General features: G+C 68.2%; 20 protein-coding genes and 1 pseudogene. 13 read left to right on the forward strand and 8 right to left on the reverse strand.

Annotated features, from left to right (window positions below; translation table 11 throughout):
• Window positions 1-105: 105 nt before the first annotated feature.
• The 4 genes and pseudogenes from Amac_RS30680 to Amac_RS30695 all read left to right on the forward strand — a co-directional run bounded on the left by Amac_RS30680 (window position 106) and on the right by Amac_RS30695 (window position 2,264).
• The gene (locus Amac_RS30680) at window positions 106-693 is read left to right on the forward strand and encodes an MmyB family transcriptional regulator (protein WP_218041394.1); all 588 of its coding nucleotides are present in this window, start codon (window positions 106-108) and stop codon (window positions 691-693) included.
• Window positions 694-896: 203 nt separating this feature from the next.
• Entirely contained in the window at window positions 897-1,226 is a 330-nt protein-coding gene (locus tag Amac_RS30685; protein WP_155357905.1) for a hypothetical protein, read from the forward strand.
• A gap of 180 nt (window positions 1,227-1,406) precedes the next feature.
• A pseudogene (locus tag Amac_RS30690) lies at window positions 1,407-1,619 on the forward strand (integrase core domain-containing protein); the annotation flags it as partial.
• Between the two features lie 279 nt (window positions 1,620-1,898).
• A complete protein-coding gene (locus Amac_RS30695; protein ID WP_155357907.1) occupies window positions 1,899-2,264 on the forward strand; it encodes a hypothetical protein in 366 nt (121 codons plus the stop codon).
• A 37-nt stretch (window positions 2,265-2,301) separates the two neighbouring features.
• Here Amac_RS30695 and Amac_RS30700 read toward each other — a convergent pair whose 3' ends face one another.
• On the reverse strand, window positions 2,302-3,258 hold the full coding sequence (locus Amac_RS30700) for a LacI family DNA-binding transcriptional regulator (protein WP_170322750.1): 957 nt from the start codon (window positions 3,256-3,258) through the stop codon (window positions 2,302-2,304).
• Window positions 3,259-3,484: 226 nt separating this feature from the next.
• Between Amac_RS30700 and Amac_RS30705 the strand changes: the two genes are divergently transcribed.
• The 4 genes from Amac_RS30705 to Amac_RS30720 all read left to right on the forward strand — a co-directional run bounded on the left by Amac_RS30705 (window position 3,485) and on the right by Amac_RS30720 (window position 10,286).
• Window positions 3,485-4,945, forward strand: coding sequence for an MFS transporter (locus Amac_RS30705; protein WP_155357909.1), 1,461 nt, complete (start codon window positions 3,485-3,487; stop codon window positions 4,943-4,945).
• Between the two features lie 61 nt (window positions 4,946-5,006).
• Window positions 5,007-6,776 (forward strand): CocE/NonD family hydrolase, encoded by a 1,770-nt coding sequence (locus Amac_RS30710; RefSeq protein ID WP_155357910.1) that lies wholly within the window; start codon window positions 5,007-5,009, stop codon window positions 6,774-6,776.
• Window positions 6,769-7,833 carry a Gfo/Idh/MocA family protein gene (locus Amac_RS30715; protein WP_170322751.1) on the forward strand — a complete coding sequence of 355 codons (1,065 nt, stop codon included), beginning with the start codon at window positions 6,769-6,771 and terminating at the stop codon, window positions 7,831-7,833. Before Amac_RS30710 ends, Amac_RS30715 begins: the two co-directional genes overlap by 8 nt.
• The gene (locus tag Amac_RS30720) at window positions 7,830-10,286 is read left to right on the forward strand and encodes a glycoside hydrolase family 2 TIM barrel-domain containing protein (protein WP_155357912.1); all 2,457 of its coding nucleotides are present in this window, start codon (window positions 7,830-7,832) and stop codon (window positions 10,284-10,286) included. Before Amac_RS30715 ends, Amac_RS30720 begins: the two co-directional genes overlap by 4 nt.
• 54 nt (window positions 10,287-10,340) lie before the next feature.
• Here the strand turns inward: Amac_RS30720 and Amac_RS30725 are convergent, their stop codons facing one another.
• Together Amac_RS30725 and Amac_RS30730 are read right to left on the reverse strand one after the other, a co-directional pair.
• Window positions 10,341-10,862 (reverse strand): SDR family NAD(P)-dependent oxidoreductase, encoded by a 522-nt coding sequence (locus tag Amac_RS30725; RefSeq protein WP_155357913.1) that lies wholly within the window; start codon window positions 10,860-10,862, stop codon window positions 10,341-10,343.
• Window positions 10,863-10,873: 11 nt separating this feature from the next.
• Window positions 10,874-12,583, reverse strand: coding sequence for an IlvD/Edd family dehydratase (locus tag Amac_RS30730; RefSeq protein WP_218041395.1), 1,710 nt, complete (start codon window positions 12,581-12,583; stop codon window positions 10,874-10,876).
• Between the two features lie 140 nt (window positions 12,584-12,723).
• Between Amac_RS30730 and Amac_RS30735 the strand changes: the two genes are divergently transcribed.
• From Amac_RS30735 to Amac_RS30755, 5 genes are read left to right on the forward strand one after another with little or no spacing between them, the layout of a single operon-like run.
• A complete protein-coding gene (locus Amac_RS30735) occupies window positions 12,724-13,515 on the forward strand; it encodes an IclR family transcriptional regulator (RefSeq protein WP_155357914.1) in 792 nt (263 codons plus the stop codon).
• Window positions 13,512-14,390: an SMP-30/gluconolactonase/LRE family protein gene (locus Amac_RS30740; protein ID WP_155357915.1), complete on the forward strand. Its 879-nt coding sequence runs from the start codon at window positions 13,512-13,514 to the stop codon at window positions 14,388-14,390. Before Amac_RS30735 ends, Amac_RS30740 begins: the two co-directional genes overlap by 4 nt.
• Window positions 14,391-14,415: 25 nt before the next feature.
• Window positions 14,416-15,255, forward strand: coding sequence for a fumarylacetoacetate hydrolase family protein (locus Amac_RS30745; protein WP_307729774.1), 840 nt, complete (start codon window positions 14,416-14,418; stop codon window positions 15,253-15,255).
• Window positions 15,255-16,268, forward strand: a complete 1,014-nt coding sequence (locus tag Amac_RS30750) for a zinc-dependent alcohol dehydrogenase (RefSeq protein ID WP_155357917.1) — start codon at window positions 15,255-15,257, stop codon at window positions 16,266-16,268. Before Amac_RS30745 ends, Amac_RS30750 begins: the two co-directional genes overlap by 1 nt.
• A gap of 14 nt (window positions 16,269-16,282) precedes the next feature.
• The gene (locus Amac_RS30755; protein ID WP_246268812.1) at window positions 16,283-19,051 is read left to right on the forward strand and encodes an FAD-binding and (Fe-S)-binding domain-containing protein; all 2,769 of its coding nucleotides are present in this window, start codon (window positions 16,283-16,285) and stop codon (window positions 19,049-19,051) included.
• A gap of 126 nt (window positions 19,052-19,177) precedes the next feature.
• Here the strand turns inward: Amac_RS30755 and Amac_RS30760 are convergent, their stop codons facing one another.
• From Amac_RS30760 to Amac_RS30780, 5 genes are all read right to left on the reverse strand, one after another.
• On the reverse strand, window positions 19,178-19,927 hold the full coding sequence (locus Amac_RS30760; protein ID WP_155357919.1) for an SDR family NAD(P)-dependent oxidoreductase: 750 nt from the start codon (window positions 19,925-19,927) through the stop codon (window positions 19,178-19,180).
• Between the two features lie 11 nt (window positions 19,928-19,938).
• Window positions 19,939-20,706 (reverse strand): SDR family NAD(P)-dependent oxidoreductase, encoded by a 768-nt coding sequence (locus tag Amac_RS30765; RefSeq protein WP_155357920.1) that lies wholly within the window; start codon window positions 20,704-20,706, stop codon window positions 19,939-19,941.
• A 105-nt stretch (window positions 20,707-20,811) separates the two neighbouring features.
• Window positions 20,812-21,024: a hypothetical protein gene (locus Amac_RS30770; protein ID WP_155357921.1), complete on the reverse strand. Its 213-nt coding sequence runs from the start codon at window positions 21,022-21,024 to the stop codon at window positions 20,812-20,814.
• Window positions 21,021-22,028, reverse strand: a complete 1,008-nt coding sequence (locus Amac_RS30775) for an alpha/beta hydrolase (protein WP_155357922.1) — start codon at window positions 22,026-22,028, stop codon at window positions 21,021-21,023. The genes Amac_RS30770 and Amac_RS30775 overlap by 4 nt, the downstream gene beginning before the upstream one ends.
• A gap of 160 nt (window positions 22,029-22,188) precedes the next feature.
• A complete protein-coding gene (locus tag Amac_RS30780; protein ID WP_218041396.1) occupies window positions 22,189-23,193 on the reverse strand; it encodes a LacI family DNA-binding transcriptional regulator in 1,005 nt (334 codons plus the stop codon).
• Window positions 23,194-23,653 lie beyond the last annotated feature (460 nt).

Raw genomic sequence — 23,653 nt, forward strand, 5'->3', positions numbered from 1 at the left:
GCCGCTTATCCACGGCTTGCCGATCCCATGCTGGTCCGCCAGACCTCTCAGCCTGGGATCGGCGGGTCGTGGATAACACCCGCGACGAGCGGCACAGTAGAACGCATGGACCGGACAGGGATGGCGGAGTTCCTCCGCATACGGCGGGAGGCACTCCAACCTGACGACGTCGGCCTGCCCCGCGGCCAGCGCCGTCGCACACCCGGTCTGCGGCGCGAGGAGGTCACGGTGCTGTGCCGTATGTCGACGGACTACTACAGCCGTCTGGAACACGGTCGGGGACCGCAGCCGTCGGAACAGATGGTCGCCGCCGCACTCGCCGAACGACTCCTCGCAGAAAGCACCGAGTTCGCCGAACTGTGGGCCGACCACGAGATCGGACTCACCTACACCGACCACAAACGGCTGATCCACCCCGAGGTCGGCGCGCTCACCCTGCACTGCCAAATGCTGATCGACCCGGACCCGTCACAGGCCCTGCTGGTGTTCACCGCCACACCCGGCAGCCAGGACCAAACGACTGCAACTACTCTCGGTCATCGGCAGTCAGCGACTCGGGGTGTGATCTCGACCGGCCCGAGGTTACGTCCGTGGTCTGTCGTCGTTCAGCGCCGCGTCAAGCGCATTCAGGTGCGCCTGGCGGCAAGAACGCGAGACCGGGCGTTCCTTTCCACGACGTCGAAGCCGCGGTAGGCACCCGGCACCACGTGCAGGGTGGACGCGACGCCCGCCGTGGCCGGTCCGCGCAGGCGACCACCTTGTCGTGGAACACACTGTTGGTGCCGACCCCGATCCAGGCGGGCGGCAGACCCGAGAGATCCTCGTCGCGGGCTGGGGCGGCCAGGGGCGGGACATCGCCCCTGGCCGGAGCCTAGGTACGCGCCCCAGCCGGGCGCATGACACGAACGCGGAGATGGTCGTGGCTGCTGGTGCCGGCCGTCGGCGTCGGGCTGCACATGCTGGTGCTGCGGACCCGGGCTTTGCACCCAGACCCCAACCTCGTGCCTGCCCTGATCCTGCTCGGCGCCAGCGTCGTGCCGACGGCGTTCCTGACGTCCACCCAGGCCCGGTCGGGCTGGTGGCGGGTGCCGTCGCCGATACTCGCCCTGGCGGCGTTCTTTGGCGGGGTGATCGGCGTTGCCAGGCGTGGTGCAGCCCCAGCAAAAGCTGGCCACCTGGTCATGGCCATCGCCATCCTTCAAAACCACCGAGTCACCCAAGGATGAAATAGCTTCACTGGATGAGGCAGGCTGACCAGCGCCGAGAAGAAGGAACTGACCGAACTTCGACGGCGTAACAAACAGCTAGAGATGGAGAACGACATTCCCAATCGGGCGGCTGCCTACTTCGCCCGAGAGAACGTCCTCCCAAAGTAATTTAGTCGCTGGTCAATCCTGCAACCCAAGCAGTACACGTCGTGGGCGTTCGGGAAGCGGTTACGGGAGGTTGGTCTGCTCGGATCGATGGGAACGGTCGGCGATTGTTTTGACAATGCGATGATGGAATCGTTCTGGGGGACGATGCAGCTCGAACTTCTCGACACCCGGGCCTGGAAAACCCGGGAAGAACTCGCGAACGCCATTTTTGAATGGATCGAATGCTGGTATAATCCGTACCGACACCGATTCCAGTATCGGAATGCATAGTCCCGCCACGTTCGAAGGTCTCTACCGGCCTTCAGACGCCACCGAGTGACCTCACCGAAGGTGTCCGTGCTGCGGAGGGAACCTCAGATTTAAGCAAGCACAGCCGAAGGGCGAGATGGCCACGGTCGGTCGCGACAACTGGGAGACAAGCGTTGCGAGCACCTGAGTCCAACACCGGGGACGACTTCCATTTTGGTGGGCCACAACCCGAGTGCTCGCGCTGATGAGCCCAGCGCCGAAAGCGAAGTCGTCGTGCTTGAAGGCTTAAGCAGGGTTGACGACCCGGATGATGACTACGAGGCGGCGGACGTTGGCGAATACATCGGTGGTGACAACTTCGATAACGCTTCCGCCGTCCTTCTGTCCCAGCTGAGGTACAGCACACGGCATTCGGACAAGGCGTGGACTGTGAGCCGTCTCTGCGCGAAGCGGACGAAGCGCACCGAGGACGGCGGCGGGATGGCGACAAGATCTGTGATCGCCGATCTCGCGGGCGTCTACGCAAAGCTGCTCACTGGCCGCTCTCGTGAGCAAGTGTTGAGTAAGGTGCGGATGGCTTGGGTGATGTTGCCGGCGCCGGTCAAGCGTAGAGCGAGCCCAACGCGGCGAGACGCCTGAGGCTCGACCACGCAGGATACCTATGATCAAACATCCATCAAGTGGTGTCGCCGGGGGCCAATCGCACGAAGGAACTCCAGTCAGGAGAAGGGGGCAGGCCGTGTCCGTTGGTGTCGAGTTCGCGCAGCAGGGCCTCCATGAGGCCGGCGAAGTCGACCGCGATGCTCGTCAGCCGGGGGGTGACCAGTTGGCCGATCGCGGTATGGTCGACGCCGATGACAGAGATCTCGTCGGGGACGGCGAGACCCAGCTTGCGCGCGGCGGCGAGGACCGCGATCGCGACGTCGTCGTTGTAGCAGCACACGGCCAAGGGCTCGGTTGAGCCGGCGTTCGCCTCGGCGAGCGCTTGCGTCGCGCCGTCCGCCGTCAAGGGGACGTGGATGTGCGTGAGGTCCGCGCCACGTGAGGCCGCCTCCGCTTCGGCCCCCCGCAGCCGGATGGGGCCGACGGGATCCAGGCGCCAGTCCGCGAGCGAGGCATAGATCAGTCGGCGGCGCCCATGCGCGAACGCCTCGGTGACCTGAATGCGGCCGATCAGGAGGTCGACCTCGTCTGGTTCCTCCTTGATGGCCTGGGGCACGGGGCGCACGCCCGCGGCTTGTACGAGGTCACGTCCCGCTTGATCCAGCACGCCGAGATCAACCACCACGGCGGGCCGGAGGTTGAGGATGGCGCGGAGCGTCTCATCGGCGTCGGGATCGGCGAAACGCACCAGCAACGTGAGCCCGTGCGTCGCCGCGACGCCGGCCAGGCTGTCGATGCCGTCCTGCAGTTGAGCCCCGAAGGTGGCGTTGGGGACCAGGAGGAGGACGATGTCGCTCTTGCCCATCGCCAGCGCCCTGCCCGCGTGAGATGGGCGGTATCCGAGCTCGGCCGCCGCGGCGAACACCCGGTCGCGGGTCTCTTGGGGAAAGCGAGCGTCCTTACCGTTCAGGATGCTGCTCACGGTGGACCGCGAGACCCCGGCATGATCCGCGACATCTTGACTCGTCACGCTGAGTCTCGGTGGGTCCTGGGCCATAGGGGGAGTTTGCCACAGTCTCAGCAGCGGCAGCCGGCCGGGAAGGATCGGGTGACGAGCCTTGGTCACTCTCTGTGCATGAGAGAGACCTTGGTGACGGCAAATCGGGCGTGAACTCTCTGTTGACGCGCGACACTTGAGTGGCGTACGTTCCGGTGTCGCGCGTTACTGGCGCGAAACAACGGAGGTCTCGTTGACGATGAGTGACCATGACATGGACTCGGACCCGTCTCGGCAAACCCTGACAGGCAGCCCTCAAGCGGAGGACTCGCACGGCGAACAAGCTCCCGACTTCCCCATCATCAAGATCCCAGAGAAGATCGCGTACGCGTTCGGTGACATCGGTTCCAATCTGGTCTACGCCCCTGCGACGAGCTTCGTGCTCTTCTACCTGACGAACGTCGCCGGGATCGGCGCGGCGATCGCCGGCACCATTCTGCTGATCGGGCAGTTGCTCAACGGGTTCACCGACGTCACCATCGGCGTGCTCATCGACAAGACATCGACCCGATGGGGGAAGGCACGTCCCTGGGTGCTGTGGACCGCCGTTCCCTTGACGGTGAGCTTCGTGCTGCTCTTTTCCGTGCCGGCCGGATTGGGCGAGACCGGGAAGATCGTCTGGGTCCTGATTACGTACACGCTGGTCATGGCGGTCTTCTTCACTGCGTCGAACGTGGCGTACAGCGCGATGCTCTCGGTGATGACGCCGAGCCCCAAGACCCGGGTGACCCTGACGACCTTCAGGTTCTTCAGCGCGCTTCTGACCACCCTCATCGTGAACTCCATCACGCTCCCGATCGTCGAAGCGCTCGGCAACGACCAGTTCGCCTGGACCTCGACCACCCTGATCTATGGCATCATCGGCACGTTCACGCTGATCGTGGTCTTCACCGGGACCAAGGAACGGGTGACGCCGGCGCAAGACGTCGGCGACAGCGCGAAGCAGCCTCTGGGACTCATGCTCAAGACGCTGATGCGCAACCACTACTTCTTTCTTGCCGCGGGCCTGTTCACCGCCTTCAACCTGATGAACGGCCTGTCGTCGGCCTCTGGCGTGTACTACGTGACGGATGTGCTCGGCGACGTCTCGCTGTTCGGGATCGTCAGCATCGCCGGGATCCTCCCGGCTCTGATCGGCATGCCGTTCATGCCGGCCCTGATGGGGCGCTACACCAAGCGCACCATGTTCCTCGCCGGCATCGGGGTCATGCTGATCGGATCCGTGATCCCACTGTTCGCCCCGGAGAACTTCGCCGTCGTCCTCATCGGGCTCGTTTTCCGCGGCCTCGGAATGGTGCCGCTGACCGCCGGCCTGCTGGCCATCGTCGCCGATGTCGTGGACTACGGCGAGTGGCGCAACGGAGTCCGCACCGACGGCCTGATCTACAGTTCCGTCGTCCTGGGACAGAAGATCGGCAGCGGATTCGGAACGGCCATCGTGGGCTGGGTGCTCGCGTTCGGCGGTTACAACGCCACTGCGGAACACCAGAGCGAAGGGGCGGTCCAGGCGATCTTAGCGTCGTTCCTCTACCTTCCGTTGCTGATGATCATCATCACCGGTGTGATCGTCTACTTCTTCAGGATCGAGCGCCACTCGCATGAGATCCAGCAGTTCCTCAGACGTCGCGTGGAGTCCCAGCCCGGCGATTCGACCACCTGAAAGCTGCTCCGAACCGATCGATTCACGTCTGGCCCCTGCTCTGGGGCGGAGGAGGACTGCTATGACTCAGCCGTCGGCGGCGAACCCGACGTTCGCGTACGAGCGGGGCGTCGAGGTCCCGATGCGTGACGGGACCCGGCTCAACGCGGTGATGTACCGGCCCACGGAAGGGACGGCTTCGACGCTGCTGGTGAGAACACCGTACGGAGTGAGCTCGGCGTTCGTGGGGATGGCGGGGAACGGGGCCGGGTTCCCCAACGCCACGTCGTTCGTGGACGCCGGTTTCGCGGTTATCTGGGTGGAGGCTCGCGGGACTTTCGGCTCCGAAGGGACCTTCCGCCCCAAAGTGCACGAGTCTCAGGACGGCTACGACACCATCGAGTGGATCGTCGCTCAGCCCTGGTCGGACGGCCGCGTGGCCATGTACGGACCTTCCTACCTGGGGATAACCCAGTGGGCGGCGGCGATCGCGGGCCATCCCTCGCTCAAGGCCATCGCGCCGATGCAGACGGCCATGGAATCGTACAAGGCCCTCTCGTACCATCCGGGCGGGGCGCTGTCCTTGAGCGCGGTCACCAGCTGGCACGCCCTCATGTACCTCAACGACGAGGTGCGCGAGATAACCCGCGGCAACGGTGACATGGAGCGTATCTCCGCCCTGATCGCCGGGCTCACGGATCAGCTTGCGCTCAATGACGGCACCCCGCTCGCGGATCATCCCCTGTTCGCCGGACGGGGGTGGCTCGACGAGGTCCTTGAGCATCCGGACTATGACGTGTACTGGGATGCGCAGGATTTCTCTCCCGCCCTGTCCAGGGTGACGGTCCCCGTGCTCGCCGTCGCGGGATGGTTCGACCCCTTCATCGGGCAGCAACTGCGTGATTTTGAGAACTTCCAGAAGTCCGCTGGATCCGCCGAGGCGGTGGCGGGATCGCGGCTGATCGTCGGCCCGTGGGATCACGACCCCGCCTTGTCCGGCCATTTCCGCGACCATGACTTCGGCCTGTTCGCCAGCGCCGGCGCCGCCGATCTCACCGGAGAGCACATCCGGCATTTCCAGCGGTGGCTAGGGCCTGACACGCCCTCGTCACCGCTGCCAAGCCCGAGCAGGGTCAAGCTCTTCGTCATGGGCGTCGACGAATGGCGTGACTTCGACGACTGGCCGATCCCCGAAGCCCAGCCTGTCCCGTACTACCTCGCCTCAGGGACTGAGCCCGGGGCTCGTCACGGAAAGCTGAGTACGCTTCCGGCGGAGTCCGAGCACCGCTACGAGTACTCCTACGACCCCGCCGACCCGGTGCCGACGACCGGCGGAGCGCAGATCCCCACGCTCTGGGGCTTCAGCGGGCCGGCCGACCAGCGCCCTCTCGACTCACGGCCCGACGTCCTCTCGTTCCAGACCGCTCCTCTCGATCACGACACCGAAGTCATCGGCCACATCTCGGCGACGCTCTTCGTTCAGTCCGATGCCCTGGACACCGACTTCACCGCCAAGTTGATCGACGTCCACCCTGACGGGAAGGCTCTTGGGCTCTGCGACGGCATCCTCCGCATGCGCTATCGCACTTCACCGCGCACGCCGGAGCTGACGCAGCCCGGAGAGGTCTACGAGATCAGTATCGACATGGCGGCGACGGCCGACGTCTTCCGCGTGGGCCACCGCATTCGCGTCGACATTTCGAGCAGCAACTTCCCCCGCTTCGACCGCAACACCAACACGGGTGGTCTCATCAGCCGAGAGAGCATCGACGATGCCGTGGTCGCGCACAATGCCGTTCTGACGGGACCGCAGCATCCGAGCCGGATCATCCTGCCGGTGCTCCGTGGCTGACGCAGACTCCAAGGCGAGCAACCCCGTGGACGAGGCGAATCCAGCCGTCGCGTGGGGCTTCGTCGGCACCGGGGAGGTGTCCCGCTACCTCGCCCCAGACTTCGCGGCGCTGCCGACGACGCGCCGGCGGGCTGTCGCTTCGCGATCGATCGACCGCGCCCGTGCGTTCGCGGACGAGTTCGGCTTCGAACGTGCCTATGGCACCGTGGACGAACTCCTGGCCGATGGCACGGTTGACGCGGTCTACGTCGCGACCCCGCACGCCACCCACCGCGACATAGCGCTTCGCGCCTTGGAGGCGGGAAAGAACGTCCTTGTCGAAAAACCCCTCGGTGTGAATGAGGCCGAGGCCCGCGACATCGCGAGCGCGGCCCGGGCGGCAGGGCGTTTCGCGATGGAAGCGATGTGGATGAAGTTCACCCCCGTCTACCGCCGCCTGCTAGATGAGATCCGCGACGGGACCATCGGCACGCTGCGCAGCGTACGCGCTTCCTTCGGCTTTCCCTTTCCCCCTGGCAGCGGGAGCCGTTGGTCCGCGGAGCTCCGCGGCAGCGCTCTGCTGGACCAAGGGATCTATCCGGTTACCTTGGCATACGAGCTTCTCGGCCCACCGGACAGGATCGTCGCGGGCGGGACAGTGCGCCCGGACGGGATCGACCTCAGCGAGCACGTCACCTTCACATACGACGACGGTCGCTACGCGCAACTGGCGGCCTCCATGGTGGAGTTCATCGAGCCCACTGCTTCGCTCCATGGCACCGAAGGGTGGATCCACGTGCCCTGGCCGTTCTGGGGAGCTTCCCGCTTCGAGGTGAGACGGATGACAGCGCCGGAGACCTTGCTGTCCCCGCACACCGTGGACATGGGGCAAGAGGGACATGGATTCGTCCCCATGATCCGCGCGGTGAACGCGTCCATCTTGCGAGGTGATCTGGAGCAGGAGACGCATCCCATGTCGGCCGCGATCGCCGTCTTCGGGGTCCTCGACCGGATCCGCTCGCTGCTCGACCAGCCACCCCTTGCACAGACCACCTATCCCTCGGAGAAACACCTATGAGCCGTAGCCCCTTCAACTGCGGATGGCAGTTCCGCGAGAAGTTCAATGCGTTCGCCGAACTGGGCCGGGTCACCATTCCCTATCAGGACGTGGCCCTCCCCCACGACGCCATGATCGGCCGCGGTCGCGACCCGCAGCTCCACCTCGGCGCCGGCACCGCCTACTTCCCCGGCGGCGCGTACGAGTACCGCAAGACGTTCGATGTGCCGGAGGGCGTCGCGGGCAAGCGCGTCGTCTTCGAGTTCGAGGGCATCTACCGCGACGCCATGATCCACGTCAACGGCGACTATGCGGGCCAGCGCCCGTACGGCTACTCGCGCTTCCTGATCGACGCGACAGATTTCGTCAAGCCTGGTCGCGAGAACGAGATCCACGTGGACGCCCGCAACCATGGCGACGGCCGCTGGTACACCGGCGCGGGCATCTACCGGGACGTCTGGATGCACGTGCTGGAGCCGGTTCACTTCGGGATCGACGGGATCCGGATCCGGACGCCCGACATCGAGTCGGCGCGGGCGATAGCGGAGGTTGAGATCACCGTCGTGAACGACTCGGCGGCGCTGCGCACCGTCGACGTCCGTTCCGAGATCGCGGACCCAGCCGGCCAGGTCGTGGCCTCGGGGTCCGCTCGCGTCACGGTGCTCGCCGGGGAGTCTGCGGTCACCCGTCACCGGCTGTACGTCCCTTCGCCGGCGTTGTGGAACGTCGACACCCCTCAGCTCTACACCTGCCGCACCGAGCTGCGGGATCAGGACGAGCAGCAGCTCGAGACCCGCACCACCACCTTCGGCATCAGGCGTCTCCAGCTCGACCCGAAGGCCGGGCTCCGCATCAATGGCGAGACGGTCAAGCTGCGCGGGGCCTGCGTCCACCACGACAACGGGATCTTGGGTGCGGCCACCGTCTCCGCGGCGGAGGAGCGCCGCGTCCGCATCCTCAAGAAGGCCGGCTTCAACGCCATCAGGTCGGCGCACCAGCCGATCAGTCCCGCCATGCTGGACGCGTGCGACCGCCTCGGCGTGCTGGTGCTGGACGAGGCGTTCGACGTGTGGACCCAGGACAAGACCAACTTCGGCTACGCCTTCGACTTCCCCGAGTGGTGGGAGCGGGATCTCGAGGCCATGGTGGCCAAAGACTTCAACCATCCCAGCGTGATCATGTATTCGATCGGCAACGAGATTCCCGAGACCGGCACTCCGATCGGCGGCGTGTGGGGACGAAAGCTCGCCGAGAAGGTCCGATCGCTCGACGACACGCGCTACGTGACCAACGCGGTCAACGGGATGCTCGCCGTCATGCCCGATGTCATGGCGATGATGCAGCAGCACTCGGACGCGCCGCAGGCGGAGTCAGACTCGACGGACGCTCCTGGAATCAACACTCTGATGGCCGACGTGGGCGACTTCATGAACATGATCGGTTCGTCGGAACCCGTGACGCAGAAGACGGCGGAGTCGTTCGGTGTGCTGGACATCGCGGGCATGAACTACCTCGAGAGCCGTTACGAAACCGACCGCGACCTCTTCCCGAACCGGATCATCCTAGGCACCGAGACGTTCCCCACGCGGATCGACCGCAACTGGCAGCTCGTCCTGCGCAACGACCACGTGATCGGCGACTTCACCTGGACCGGCTGGGACTACCTCGGCGAAGTGGGCATCGGGCGCGCCCGCTACCCGGACGGCGAACAGCCGGGCGCGGCCTTCAGCGGCGACTACCCCTGGCTCACAGCGTGGTGTGGCGACATCGACATCACCGGGCACCGCCGCCCCGTCTCCTACTATCGTCAGATCGTCTTCGGCCTCCGGAGCGAGCCGTACATCTCCGTCCAGCGGCCGGAGCACCACGGCCAGACCGTGGAGCTCGGACCGTGGACGTGGAGCGACAGCGTCTCCAGCTGGAGCTGGGACGGATTCGAAGGCAAGCCGATCACCGTGGAGGTGTACAGCGACGCCGACGAAGTCGAGCTGTTCGTCAACGGACGTTCGGCCGGCCGTCAGCTGGCGGGCCCTGACCACCGCTTCCGCTGCGAGTTCGACACGATCTACGAACCCGGCACGGTGGAGGCGGTCGCCTACCGCGACGGACGCGACTCGGGCCGGTTCAGCCTGACCTCGGCCGCCGGTCCGGTCAGGCTCAGCGCCATCGCGGATCGCCCTGCCGTGCGGGCAGACCTCTCCGACGCCGCCTTCGTCGACATCGTGCTCGTCGACGGTGCGGGCAATTCGTTCGCTGCGGACCGGGATGTGACGGTCGAGGTCGATGGGCCCGGCATCCTCATGGGCCTGGGCAGCGCAAACCCGGCGACCGAGGAGGGATTCGGCGCGAGTACCCACCGGACGTTCGACGGCCGGGCACTCGCGATCGTCCGCCCGACCGGGCCAGGGGGCGTCCGCGTCACGGTGACGTCCAAGGGATGCGAACCGGTCGAACTGCTCATCGAGGTTAACTGAGCGAATCGCGCGGTCCGGCGGCGCCTCTCACAAGGTGTCGCCGGACGCCAACCTTCAAGACGTGTTCGATCGCGCGAACGCGGCGAACGGATTCGGGGAGTCGGAGAAGTAGTGCACCTCTCCATCGATCCCAAGTGATTTGGTGAGCTCGATGACGGCGGCCTTGGAGGCGGAGTACGGCGCCATGTTCGGGTTGCCGTCTTTTCCCGCCATGCTGGCCAGGTTGACGATGCGGCCCCAGCCGTGCTCACGCATGCCGGGCACGAAGGCCCGGCAAGTGTGGAAGGTGCCGTTGACGTTGACGTCGAAGGTGCGCTGCCAGCTGTCGAGCGGGATCTCCCAGAGCGGAACGTTCGGGCCGACGATCCCGGCGGAGTTGACCAGGATGTCCACCGGACCCACCTGTTCGGCGGCGGCCTGCACGGCCGCGGCGTCGGTGACGTCCACGACCAGGTCGGCGCCGTCGGCGACGTCGAGGGTGATCACCTTGACGCCATCGGCTTCCAGGCGGATGGCGGCGGCCTTGCCCAGGCCGCTGGCGCCGCCGGTGATGAGGGCGGTGCGGGAGGAGGTCATGGCAGGTCCATTCAGTGGGATTCGCGCGGTACGTGGTCGCCGCTGGAGCCGATGAGAAAGTCGAGGTCGGCGCCGGTGTTGGCCTGCTGCACGGTCTGGACGTAGAGGCGCTGCCAGCCTCGGGCCGGGCGGGCGAACGCCTGGGTCAGCTCCGGGGACGGCCGACGGGCGGCGAGTGCCTCGGCCGGAATGTCGATGTCGAGGCGGCGGTTGGGGACGTCGAGGATGACTGTGTCGCCGGTGCGGACGAGGGCGAGGGGGCCTCCGGCGGCGGCTTCGGGGGCGACGTGCAGGACGACGGTGCCGTACGCGGTGCCGCTCATGCGGCCGTCACAGATGCGGACCATGTCGCGTACCCCTTGGGCGAGGAGCTTGGAGGGCAGGGGCATGTTGGAGACCTCGGGCATACCGGGATAGCCCTTGGGGCCGCAGCCGCGCAGGATCAGGACCGAGTCAGGAGTGACGTCGAGATCGTCGAGGCGGGCGTGTAGGTCCTCGACAGAGTCGAAGACGACGGCAGGGCCGCGATGCTTGAGCAGGTGGGGTGAGGCGGCGGCGGGTTTGATGACGGCGCCGTCGGGGGCGAGGTTGCCGTACAGCACGGCGATCCCGGCATCCTCCCGCAGAGGCTCGTCCCGGGGACGGATGACCTCCCGGTCGTGGACCTTCGCGTCGTGGAGGTGGTCGACGAGCGGGCGGCCGGTGACGGTGATCGCTTCGGGGTCGAGCAGGTCGCGGACCTCGCGGAGGACGGCGTGCAGGCCTCCGGCCCGGTAGAGGTCGTCCATCAGAAAGCGGCCGGCGGGCTGCAGGTCCACCAGGAGCGGGACGCCGGAGCCGGTGCGGTCGAAGTCGTCCTGGGTCAGCTCGATGCCGAGGCGGCCGGTGAGGGCGAGCAGGTGCAGGACGGCGTTGGTGGAGCCGCCGAGCGCGGCCAGGGCGACGATGGCGTTCAAGAAGGAGCCGCGGGTCAGGACGGTGCTGGGGCGGCGTTCGGCGGCGAACATCTCGACGATGAGCCTGCCGGTCTCGTGGGCGCCTGCCAGCAGGCGGCTGTCGGGGGCGGGCGTGCCGGCCAGGCCCGGCAGGGTCATGCCGAGCACCTCGGCCAGCAGGCCCATGGTGGAGGCGGTGCCCATCGTGTTGCAGTGGCCCTTGCCGCGGATCATGGACGATTCCGAGCGCAGGAACTCCGCTCCGCTGAGCGTGCCGGCGCGGACTTCCTCGCTGAGCTTCCACACGTCGGTGCCACAGCCGAGTGCGGCGCCGCGGAAGGTCCCGGTGAGCATTGGCCCACCGGGCACGACGACCGCGGGCAGATCCACCGAGGCGGCGGCCATGAGCAGGGCGGGGATGGTCTTGTCGCAGCCGCCGAGCAGCACCACGCCGTCGATCGGGTTGGCGCGCAGCATCTCCTCGATGGCCATCGCGGCCATGTTCCGCCAGAGCATCGCGGTGGGCCGGACCTGGGTCTCGCCAAGTGAGACGACCGGCAGGTTCAGCGGCACGCCGCCCGCCTCCCACACCCCGCGCTTGACGTGCTCGGCGACCTCGTCCAGATGCATGTTGCAGGGGGTGAGGTCGGACGCGGTGTTGGCGATCGCGATGTGCGGACGGCCGTCGAAGGCATCAGGCGGCAGCCCGCGCCGCATCCAGGCCCGGTGGATGTAGGCGTTGCGGTCGCTACCGGCGTACCACTGAGCGCTACGGCTCCTCACCATGAGACCACCACCTTTTCCAATAGTTGGAACTTAGCTACAATTAATGGAACTTAAGGGGAGAATAGCCCATACTTCACTTCGCAGGGACCCCCATTCCGACGAACTTCCGTTTTTTGGAACGGTGGTCTAACGTTCGGAATATGTCCCCATGGGTAACCGAAGCCGATGCCGCAGCTGAAGGCTCCAAGCTCGTCGGGTCCGACCGCGTGCTGGCGGTGCTGGCCGAGCTGGCGCGCCATCCCGACGGGATCGGGCTGGAGGAGATGGCCCGCGCGGTGGACAGCCCGAAACCGACGGTGCATCGCGCGCTGGCCGCGCTGCGTCGCGCCGGTTTCGCCGCGCAGAACGGCCACGGCCGTTACGTGCTGGGGGATGAGTTCCTGCGGATGGCCTTCGCCCACCACGAGGCGCGGCCCGACCACGTGCGGGTCACGCCGGTGCTGACGGCACTGTGTGATCGCCACGGCGAGACCGTGCACTACGCGGTGCTGGACGGCACTTCGGTGGTCTACCGCTCCAAGCTCGACCCATCCGCGGGAGCGGTGCGGCTGACCTCGGTCGTCGGGGGCCGCAATCCAGCGCACTGCACCGCCGTTGGCAAGCTCCTGCTGGCCCACTCCCTGCCCGACGAGGACGCGGTCCGCGCCTGGGCGGGCGGCCGGACGCTGGAACGGCGCACCGAGCGCTCCATCAGCACGGTCGAGGAGTTGCACGCCGAGCTGGTACGCATCCGCGAGCAGGGCTACGCCACCGACGACCAGGAGAACGAGCCGGGCGTCAACTGCGTGGCGGTCCCGGCTTACCTGACCTCGCCCACCATGCCCAGCGGCGCGATCAGCGTCAGCGGCCTGGCCTACCGGACCCCGTTGCAGACGCTCATCGACGACCTGCCCGCCATCCGCGCCATCGTCTCCGGAGCGGAACCCACGTGAAGTTCACCGCGATCCCGGCCTCGGCCGACGTGTACGCCCTGGGCGAGGGCCCGATATGGGATGCCATCCGCGGGCGCCTGCTGTGGGTGGACATCGTCGCAGGGGCCGTGCACGAGGGTCTGCTCGACGACGGCATGGTCACCGCCACCGGACGGCATGCCTTCGACGCCACCGTGGGCGCGGTCGCCGTCTCGGCGGATGGCGAATTGATCGTCGCCGAGCAGGCCACCCTCATCCGCCTCGGCACTGATGGGAGCCGCACCGAGTTGGCCCGGGTGTTCGAGCCGGGTGTGCGCAGCAGACTGAACGACGGCGCAGTGGACCCGGCCGGGCGGTTCCTGATCGGCAGCCTGGCGCAGGACGGCCGCCGGGGGCGGGAGGTGCTGGCCCGCCTGGACGAGGCCGGCATGACCTATCTCGACACAGACCTGGTGTTGTCCAACGGCCTGGCCTGGAGCCCGGCCGGTGACCTCCTCTACAGCGTGGACACCATCCCCGGCACGATCTGGGTCCGCGACTACGACCCGGACAGCGGGAAGGCGGGACCCCGGCGAAAGGCGTTCACGATCACCGATGGCAAGCCCGACGGGATGTGCGCCGACGTCGACGGCAACCTGTGGATCGCCAACTGGGGATGCGGCCGCGTCGAGTGCCGTACCCCCACCGGCGAACTGCTGGCCACCGTCGAGACCGGTGCCCCGCACACCTCCAGCGCCGCCTTCGCCGGCCCTGACCTCGACCTCCTCGTCATCACCACCTCCACCCAGGACCTGACCGAACAAGACCTGGCCGCACACCCTAACTCCGGCCGGTTGTTCACCGCCCGGGTGGGCGTGCGCGGCCTGCCCACGCCCTACTGGGCCCCGCCCGACTGAGATTCGGAGAAACCCCGTGTACCTCATGCGCATCGGCGCGCCCGGCGCCGAGAAACCCGTCGTCCGCGTGGACGACACCCACTACATCGACGTCTCCGACGTCACCCCCGACTTCGACGAGCGCTTCTTCGGCTCCGGCGGCGTCGCCCTGCTCGCCGACCGCGTCAGCCGGGGTGACGTACGGGAGTTCGCCGGCGAGCGCGTCGGCGCCCCGATCGCCCGGCCGCATCAGATCCTGTGCATCGGGTTGAACTACAGCGACCACGCCGCCGAGACCGGCCAGACCGTCCCGGCGGAGCCGATCCTGTTCACCAAGTCCCCCAACACCCTCGTCGGTCCGTACGACGACGTGCGCATCCCGCGCGGCTCCGCCGAGACCGACTGGGAGGTGGAGCTGGGCATCGTCATCGGCAGGCGCACCTCCTACCTGGACTCGGTCGAGGAAGCGAAGGACGCCATCGCCGGCTACTGCGTGGTCAACGACGTCAGCGAGCGCGCCTTCCAGATGGAGCGCGGCGGCCAGTGGAGCAAGGGCAAGTCCGCCGAGACCTTCAACCCCGCCGGACCATGGCTGGTCACCCCGGACGAGATCGCCGACGTCACCGACCTGGACATGTGGCTGGACGTCAACGGCACTCGCCGCCAGACCGGCAGCACCAAGACGATGATCTTCGACCCCTACGTCATCGTGCACCACCTGAGCCAGTTCATGGTGCTGGAGCCCGGCGACCTGATCAACACCGGCACCCCGCCCGGCGTCGGCATGGGCCACACCCCGCAGATCTGGCTCCAGCCCGCCGACGTCATGGAGCTCGGCATCGACGGCCTGGGCAGCCAGCGCCAGAACGTCGTCGGACCCCGGTAGTGCGCGCACTGGTCCTGACCGGCCCCGGCAAAGCCGAGGTCCAAGAGATCGAGCCGCCCATCGCCGCACCCGGCGAGGTGGTCGTGGACGTCGAGCGGGTCGGCGTGTGCGGCACCGACGTCGAGTTGTTCACCGGCGAGATGAGCTACCTGCGCACCGGCCGCTCCTGGTACCCGCTGCGCCCCGGCCACGAGTGGTGCGGGGTCGTCAGCGCCGTAGGCGAGGGTGTGAACGCCTCATGGCTCGGTCGGCGGGTCACCGGCGACACCATGCTCGGCTGCGGCCACTGCGACCGCTGCCGGGCCGGCCGCCACCACGTGTGCGCTGAGCTGGCGGAGATCGGCATCAGCAGCGGCCGCCCCGGCGCACTCGCCGAACAACTCGCCGTACCGGCCACCGCCCTGCACGCGCTACCCGACACAGTGGACCCCACGCTCGGCGCACTGCTGGAGCCCGGGGGCAACGCCCTGCGGGCCGCCCGGGCCACGGGCCTGGAGCAGGGCGAGCGGCTGCTGGTCCTGGGCACCGGCACGATCGGCCTGCTCACAGCGCTGTTCGCCAGAACCGGCGGAGCCGAGGTCCACCTGATGGGCCGCGACGACGACGGCCTGCGTCTGGCCAGAGACCTCGGCTTCACCGATGCCTGGACTCGGACGTCGCTGCCCGCGCTTGCCTGGGACGCCGTCATCGATGCCTCCAACGCGCCCGAGCTGCCCGCCCTCGCGCTGGAGCTCGTCGAACCCGCCCGGCGCGTCATCTACATCGGCCTGGCCGGCACCCCGTCCACCCTCGACACCCGCGATCTGGCGCTCAAGGACGTCACCGCGGTCGGTATCCTCGGAGGCTCGGCCGGCCTGGCCGGAGCCATCGCCGCCTACGCCGACGCCTCGGTCGACGCCTGCTCGCTCGTGGCCGCCACCGTCGGCCTCGCCCAGACCGCCGACGTCCTGGCCGGACACCGCCCACCCGACGCCGGGCCGGGCCCGAAGATCCACATCGACCCGCGCCGATAAGAGAAAGTACTAACGTGATCGATACGGCGGATCCCGCCATCCTCTCCGCGGTGGAAGCCGCTGTCCCGGGGATCGCCAGGACGAGGCTGAGCGATCGGCTCGGCATGGCCCACGACGCCTCGCACTACCTGCTCACCCCACAGGCCGTCCTGGTGCCCGAGAGCGCGGAGCAGGTCGCCGCGCTGCTGCGGACCGGCCTTCCGCTCACGTTCCGTTCGGGTGGCACCAGCCTGAGCGGGCAGGGGGTGAGCGAGCACCTGCTGGTGGACACGCGCCGCCACTTCCGCTCGATCGAGGTGCTGGACGACGGCGAGCGGGTACGCGTCCAGCCGGGAGCCGTGCTACGGCAGGTCAACGCCCGCCTCGCCCCCTACGGCCGCAAGCTCGGACCCGATCCGGCCAGCGAATCGGCGTGCACGATCGGCGGGGTCGTGGCCAACAACTCCAGCGGCATGACCTGCGGCACCCACGCCAACACGTACCGGACCCTGGAGTCGATGACGATCGTGCTGCCCAGCGGCACCGTCCTCGACACCGGCGCCCCCGACGCCGACGACCGCCTGCACGCCCTCGAACCCGACCTCGCGCAAGGTCTGACCCGCCTGCGCGAACGTGTGCGCGGCAACTCCGACTCGGTGCGCCGCATCCACGCCCAGTTCTCGCTGAAGAACACCATGGGCTACGGCCTCAACAGCTTCCTCGAACACTCCTTGCCCGCGCAGATCCTCGCCCACCTGATCATCGGCAGCGAAGGCACGCTCGGCTTCGTCGCCGAAGCGGTCTTCCGCACGGTCCCCGCGCACCCCTTGGCCGCCACCTGCCTGCTCGTCTTCCCGACCTTGCGGGAGGCGATGGCCGCCATGCCCGGCCTCGTCGCCGCCGAGCCGGCCGCCGTCGAACTGCTGGACGCCGAATCCCTGCGCGTCGCCCAGACCGACCCCAGGGCCGACGACGTCCTGCGCACGCTCACCGTCACCGACCACGCCGCGCTCCTGGTCGAATGGCAGGAATCCGACGCCGAACTGCTGGCCGAGCGCGAGTGCGCCGCCGAGCAGGCGTTCGCCGACCTGCGCCTGTCCGCTCCGGCACGGCTGAGCCGGGAGACCGGCGGCCGGGCAGCGCTGTGGCACATCCGCAAGGGCCTGTACGCCGCCGTCGCCGGAGCCCGGCCCAGCGGCACCACCGCCCTGCTGGAGGACGTCGCCGTTCCCGTGCCCACCCTGGCCGACCTGTGCGACGACCTGACCGGCCTGTTCGCCAAGCACCGCTACGAGCGCAGCGTCATCTTCGGCCACGCCAAGGACGGCAACCTGCACTTCATGCTCAACGAGCGCTTCGGCACCGACCTGCAGCGCTACGCCGACTTCACCGAGGACATGGTCGAGGCCATCCTTCGCCGCGGCGGCACGCTGAAAGCCGAGCACGGCACCGGCCGCGTCATGGCCCCGTTCGTCCGCCGCCAGTACGGCAACGAGCTCTATGACGTGATGCGCGAGGTCAAACGCCTGTGCGACCCGGCGGGCGCCCTGAACCCCGGCGTCGTCCTCACCGACCACGACGACGCCCACTTGCGCGACCTCAAACAGGTCGTCACCGTCGAGCCGGAAGTGGACCGCTGCGTGGAATGCGGCTACTGCGAGCCTGTCTGCCCCAGCCGCGACCTGACCACCACCCCGCGCCAGCGCATCGTCCTGCGCCGCGAGCTGGCCGCCGCCCAAGCCGCGGGCGAGCACGCCCTCGCCCGCCAACTCGAAGCGGAATACGGCTACGACGCCGTGGACACCTGCGCCGTGGACGGCATGTGCGCCACCGCCTGCCCCGTCCTGATCAACACCGGCGACCTCACCAAACGCCTCCGGGCCGAACGCCACGGTCGCGCAGCCCAGGCGGGTTGGAACAGCGCCGCCAAACACTGGGACGGCGTCACCCGGGCGATGAACCTGGCCCTCGACACCGCCGCCGCCACCCCGCCCAAGATCCCCGAAGCCGCCAGCCGCGCCGCCCGCGCCCTCACCACCCCCGAAGCCGTCCCCCAGTGGACCCGCGACCTGCCGCGGGGTGGAACGCGCCGCCGCCCCGCACCAGTCGCCTCCCCGAATGCCGTCTACGTGCCGTCCTGCCTGAACACCCTGTTCGCCCCCGCCGACGGCGGGCCCGGCGTGATGACCGCCTTCCAGCGCCTGGCCGACCGCGCGGGCCTGCGCCTGCACATCCCCGAGGGGATCGCGAGCCTGTGCTGCGGCACCCCCTGGTCCTCCAAGGGCTACACCGATGGCCACGAGACCATGGCGGGCCGCGTCCGCAACACGCTCACGCAGGCCACCGACGGTGGACGCATCCCGGTCGTTACCGATGCCGCCTCCTGCACCGAAGGCTACGGCCACCTCGCCCCCACCCTCCAGGTAGTCGACGCGGTCGTCTACACCGTCGAGCACATCCTGCCCCGGCTACCGGTGAAGCACCGCCTGCCGTCCCTGGCCCTGCACCCCACCTGTTCCTCTACCCGCCTCGGCCTGAACGCCGCCATCACCCGGATCGCCGAGGCGATCGCCGAGCAGGTGGTCGTTCCCGACCGATGGCAGTGCTGCGCCTTCGCCGGCGATCGCGGCCTGCTCCACCCAGAGCTGACCGCCTCGGCCACCCGCGCCGAAGCCGCCTTCGTGGTGGCCGGAGACTTCGCCGCCCACGCCTCGGTCAACCGCACCTGCGAGCTTGGCCTGACCCGCGCCACCGGCAAGGCGTACCACCACCTACTCGAACTCCTCGACCAGGCCACCACCTGAGAAACGTCCGGAGACCACCGTGAACACGGACCGCCTGTTCGCCCTCGCCTAACCGGCCGCGCTGCCGGGCGAGTCCGGCTTCCTGGATGACCATGGCCAGCGCCCCGTCCATGCCTCACCTCCTCTTCAGATCTGCTTCTGGCCGCCGTCGACGTAGAGGTTCGAGCCGGTGATGTAGCTGCTGTCGTCGCCGGCCAGGAAGAGCGCCACACCGGCGACCTCGTCGGGCTCGGCCACCCGGCCGAGCGGGACGCCACTGGCGATCATGTCGAACAACACGTCGGGCTGGGCCGGGTCGGGGGCATTCGCGGCCAGGCCCGGGGTCTTGACGGCGCCGGGAGAGATCGAATTCACCCGGATGCCCCGGCCCTTCAGCTCGTTCGCCCAGGTACGGGCGAACGAGCGGACCGCGGCCTTCGTGGCGGCGTACATGCCGAACGCCTCGCTGCCGCTGTCCGCGGCGATCGAGCTGAACAGGATCACCGACGCGCCCTCATTGAGCAGCGGCAGCGCCTTCTGCACGGTGAACACCGTGCTGCGGATGTTGGTGATGATCGACTGGTCGAAGTGCTCTTCGGTGGTCAACTCCAGCGTGGCGAGTTCGCCGCCGCCGGCGTTGGCCACCAGGGCGTCCAGTCGGCGGCCGTCGCCGACGATCTGGGCGTAGAGCCGGTCGAGGTCGGCCAGGTCACCGGCGTCGGCCTGGACGCCGGTCGCGTTCGGGCCGATCGTTGCGACCGCGTCGTCAAGCTGAGGCTTACGGCGGCCGGTCAGATAGACATAGGCGCCCTCGGAAGCGAAGCGCTGCGCGACGGCCAGGCCGATTCCTGCCGACGCGCCCGTGACGAGGGCGGTCTTGCCTTCAAGTCTCTGCATGACATGTTTCCTTAGGGCCGCATGGTGGTGCCGCCGTCGACGCAGATCGACTGGCCGGTCACCCATTCGGACAGATCTGAGAGCAGGAACGCGACCATCGCGCCGATGTCGGCCGCCTTCCCGTGGCGGGGTGCGGGTGTGGTGGCGAGGATCATGTCCCGGTATTCCTCGGGCAGGTTCAGCTTGGTCTGCTCGGTGAGGACCAGGCCCGGCGAGACGGAGTTGGCGCGTACCCCGGACTTGCCGTACTTGCGGGCGACATGCCGGGTGAGCGCACCGATCCCGGCCTTCGTCACCGAGTACGCGACCTTGTCCTCCATGCCGGCGTAGGCGGCGTTGGAGATCGCGTTGACCACGGACCCACCACCCGCCTCGACCATGTGGGGGATCGCGTGCTTGAGGGCCAGCAGGTAGCCGGTCAGGTTGACATCCATCGTGCGCTGCCAGGCGGCCAGGTCGATGTCGACGACATTCGTGTCCCGGGCGACCTCGTCGGGGTGAATGTTGGCTGCTACGTTGAACAGGCCGTCGATCTTGCCGTACTCCTTGACCGCGAGGTCGATCTGACTCTTGACCCGGTCTTCATTCGAGATGTCGACGGCCAGGGCGATGCCCTCGCCGCCCGCGTCCACGGCGGCCTGGATCGTTCGTCCGGCCGCAGCTTCGCTGATGTCGCCGACGATCAGCTTCGCGCCGCCTGCGCCCAGGAACTGCGCGGTCGCGGTGGCGATTCCCCCGGCTCCGGCGAAGACGACGACCTTGCCCTTGAGGCCTTCCATATCTATGCACTCCAACAAATCAGAAGATGACGACCCTGTCGGTCGCGCCCGTGTCGCCGGCCAGCGCGAGAGCGCGCTCGACCTCGGTGAAGGACACCTGATCGCTCACGATGAGCGCGTTTCTCTCCCAGTTGTCGACCAGGTCCCTGGGTGACCTCGAAGATCCCGGCTCGCTCCGGGGATGATGCCGCCCTCATGCACGGCACGCGGATCGGCGCCGCACACCCCGCACGTCTTCATCTTCACGAGCACGTCCACCGGATCGGGAACCTCCAGGACCTCGACCTTGCCGGGCCCGGTGACCATGACGGCCTTCATCGGCCTTCTCCCACCTGTGCCGCGCGGTGCCACTGTTCGTTCGTGAAGCGGCGGGTCTCACCGGCTTGTTCGCGGTCCTCGGGGGCCTGGCCGAGGAACATGCCGTGGCCGGCGGCCTCCCAGACGTGCAGATCCGCCGGTACGCCGGCGGCGCGCAGCGCCCGATGCATGCGTACGGTGTCCGACAGCAGCCGGTCCCGGGTGCCGCTGAGCAGGAGAGCCGGCGGGAAACCCCTGCTGAAGTCGCCGAACAGCGGGGACAGGTAGGGGTCGCGCAGATCGTGACCGTCGGCGTAGAACCGGATGGCCGGGGTCAGGTCACCGGTCAGCATGATGTCGAGGCCATCGTTGGTCTGCCAGGTGTCCCCGGCGCCGGTCAGGTCGGTGGCCGGCGTGTTCAGCACGACCGCGGCCGGCAGCGGCAGGCCCTCGTCAGGGAGCCGGAGCATGAGCGCCACAGCCAGGTTGCCGCCCGCCGACACTCCGCCGACGATGATCTCCTCCGGGCGGCGTTCCCGCAGCAGGGCCCGGTAGGCGGTCAGGCAGTCGTCCAGGGCCACCGGGAACCGGTGGTCGGGCGGCATCCGGTAGTCGACCGCCCACACCCGCGCGCCCACGGTTGTCGCGGTGATGGTGGCGGTGGCACGACACATGAGCCCGCCGCCTTGGGTCCAGGCGCCACCATGAATGTCGAAGTACACCCGCCGATCCTCCGGCGCGACTCCGTCGGGAGTGACCACGTAGACGGAGAAGCCACCCAGGGGGATCTCCTCCGTCCTCTCGGAGAATCCGGTCAATGCCTCTCCGAACATGTCCATGACGTACTTGTCCTGCGCGACGATCATCTTTCGCCAGCCGTCGATGTCATCCAGCGGCGGATATTCAACGACCGGTCCGGTTATGCCACGCGCCAAGACGGCCCGGGCTTCCTCGCTCGGCGAGGCGGGCACCGGGATGACTCGAGCCGGAAGGCGCAACGCCGGACGCTCGTCATCAGTTGTCATCACACATCTCCTCGCCTGCCCAGCCCTCTATCGGCTCGAGCCTGAGCGGTTCCGGTGCCCGCGCGACAGGTGAAGCGCAACACCAAGCTTTCACGTGCTAGTTCGAGCACGCTACCAGCGTCCGGCGGCTCTGCCAACAGCCGTGTTTTCGCGACGGTGACTACCGGCCGCCGACGGTGGACTCGCGGGCGACCACCCGCGCGTTGCCCTCGAAGTCCTCGGAGGGAAGGGGACGCCCGTCGATCGTGTGCAGGGCCAGCGCGGCGAAATGGCGGCCGACGCTGACGGCGTCGAAATCCACGCTGGAGATCGAGGGAAGGAACATGGCCGCCAGCGGAGTGTCATCGTGCCCGATCACCGCCAGGTCGCCGGGCACGGCGAGGCCCGCACGGATCGCGGCGCCCACCACCGTCGCCGCGACCTCGTCGTTGTAGGCCACCACGCCGGTCACGTCCGCCGCATGCCAGCGCCGGACCGCATCGGTGGCGGAGTCTCCGAGATAGTCGACCGTCCGCACGTCGAGCGGGTCCAGGCCGAGCTGGGCGGCGGCCCGCTCTGCCGCCCGCACTCGCGCCTCCTGCAGCGGGGACGTGCGCGGATCCGCGCTCGCTGCGAAGGCGAGCCGGCGATGACCGAGCCCGTGCAGGTGGTCAACCTGGAGCGCCGGCCCGGCGGTGATGATGGAGGCATCATCCAGCGATCCGGGATGCTCCGGGTCAGGATGGATCCTAGTGACCCCGCAGGCGCGCATCGACGCCACCTCTTCGTCGTCGAACGGCCACAGGCCAAGAACGACGTCGGGAGCGAGCAGCTCCCACAGCGGGCGCGCGCGGCCCGCGATCTGGCGCGCGTAGATGGCCAGGGAGTAGCCGGCCTCGTCCACCGCCAGCGCAGCCTCCTCCAGGTGCCAGCGCAGCCGGTACTCCATCCGCCAGTCCGGGATCACCATCAGGATCACCTTGCTGCTGCCCCGGCGCAGATCCTGTGCGGCCCGGTGCGGGCGATAGCCCAAGCGCTCGGCCTCGGCGAGCACCCGCTGCCGGGTCCGCTCGGAGATCGTCTGGCCCGGCGTGTTGTTGAGCACGAAGCCGACCGTGGCCCGTGAAATGCCCAGCGACCTGGCTACATCCGCAGCCGTCACCCGCTTGCCGACCTGCCCGATCACCGGACCCACTCCTCAAGACCAACCTTGCAGCTAGGCGGGAAGTCTAGCTTGCACGTGCAAGCGACCGGAAGCCAGCAACGCGACCGCTGCTACGGCGACTCGCTGGAGCTGCTCGCGCAGCTCGAGATCGACGGCTGGACCACACCGTCGCGACCGATGCTTCCTGGGAGGCCTCGCAGGACGGCCCGATCGTCGCCGCCGACCTCATGCGGGGCCAGCGCCCGATCAGACGATCCCCTTCCCACCGGCCACCGGCTGGACGAACGCGCAGGTGCTCGGCGAGCCCGACGCGCGGCTGACGGTGTCGCCCGCGCCACCGACCGGGCCGTCTACGGCTGGATCTCCGATGGGTGCAGCCGCTCGACGGTGAAGAACAGCCTGGCGATCCTGGTCCGCATCATGGAGCAAGCAGTGCGGGACGGCATCATCGACCGCAACCCCTCCCGCGTGGTCGGCTGGC

The sequence above is a fragment of the Acrocarpospora macrocephala genome, from assembly GCF_009687865.1.
GTDB lineage: Bacteria > Actinomycetota > Actinomycetes > Streptosporangiales > Streptosporangiaceae > Acrocarpospora > Acrocarpospora macrocephala.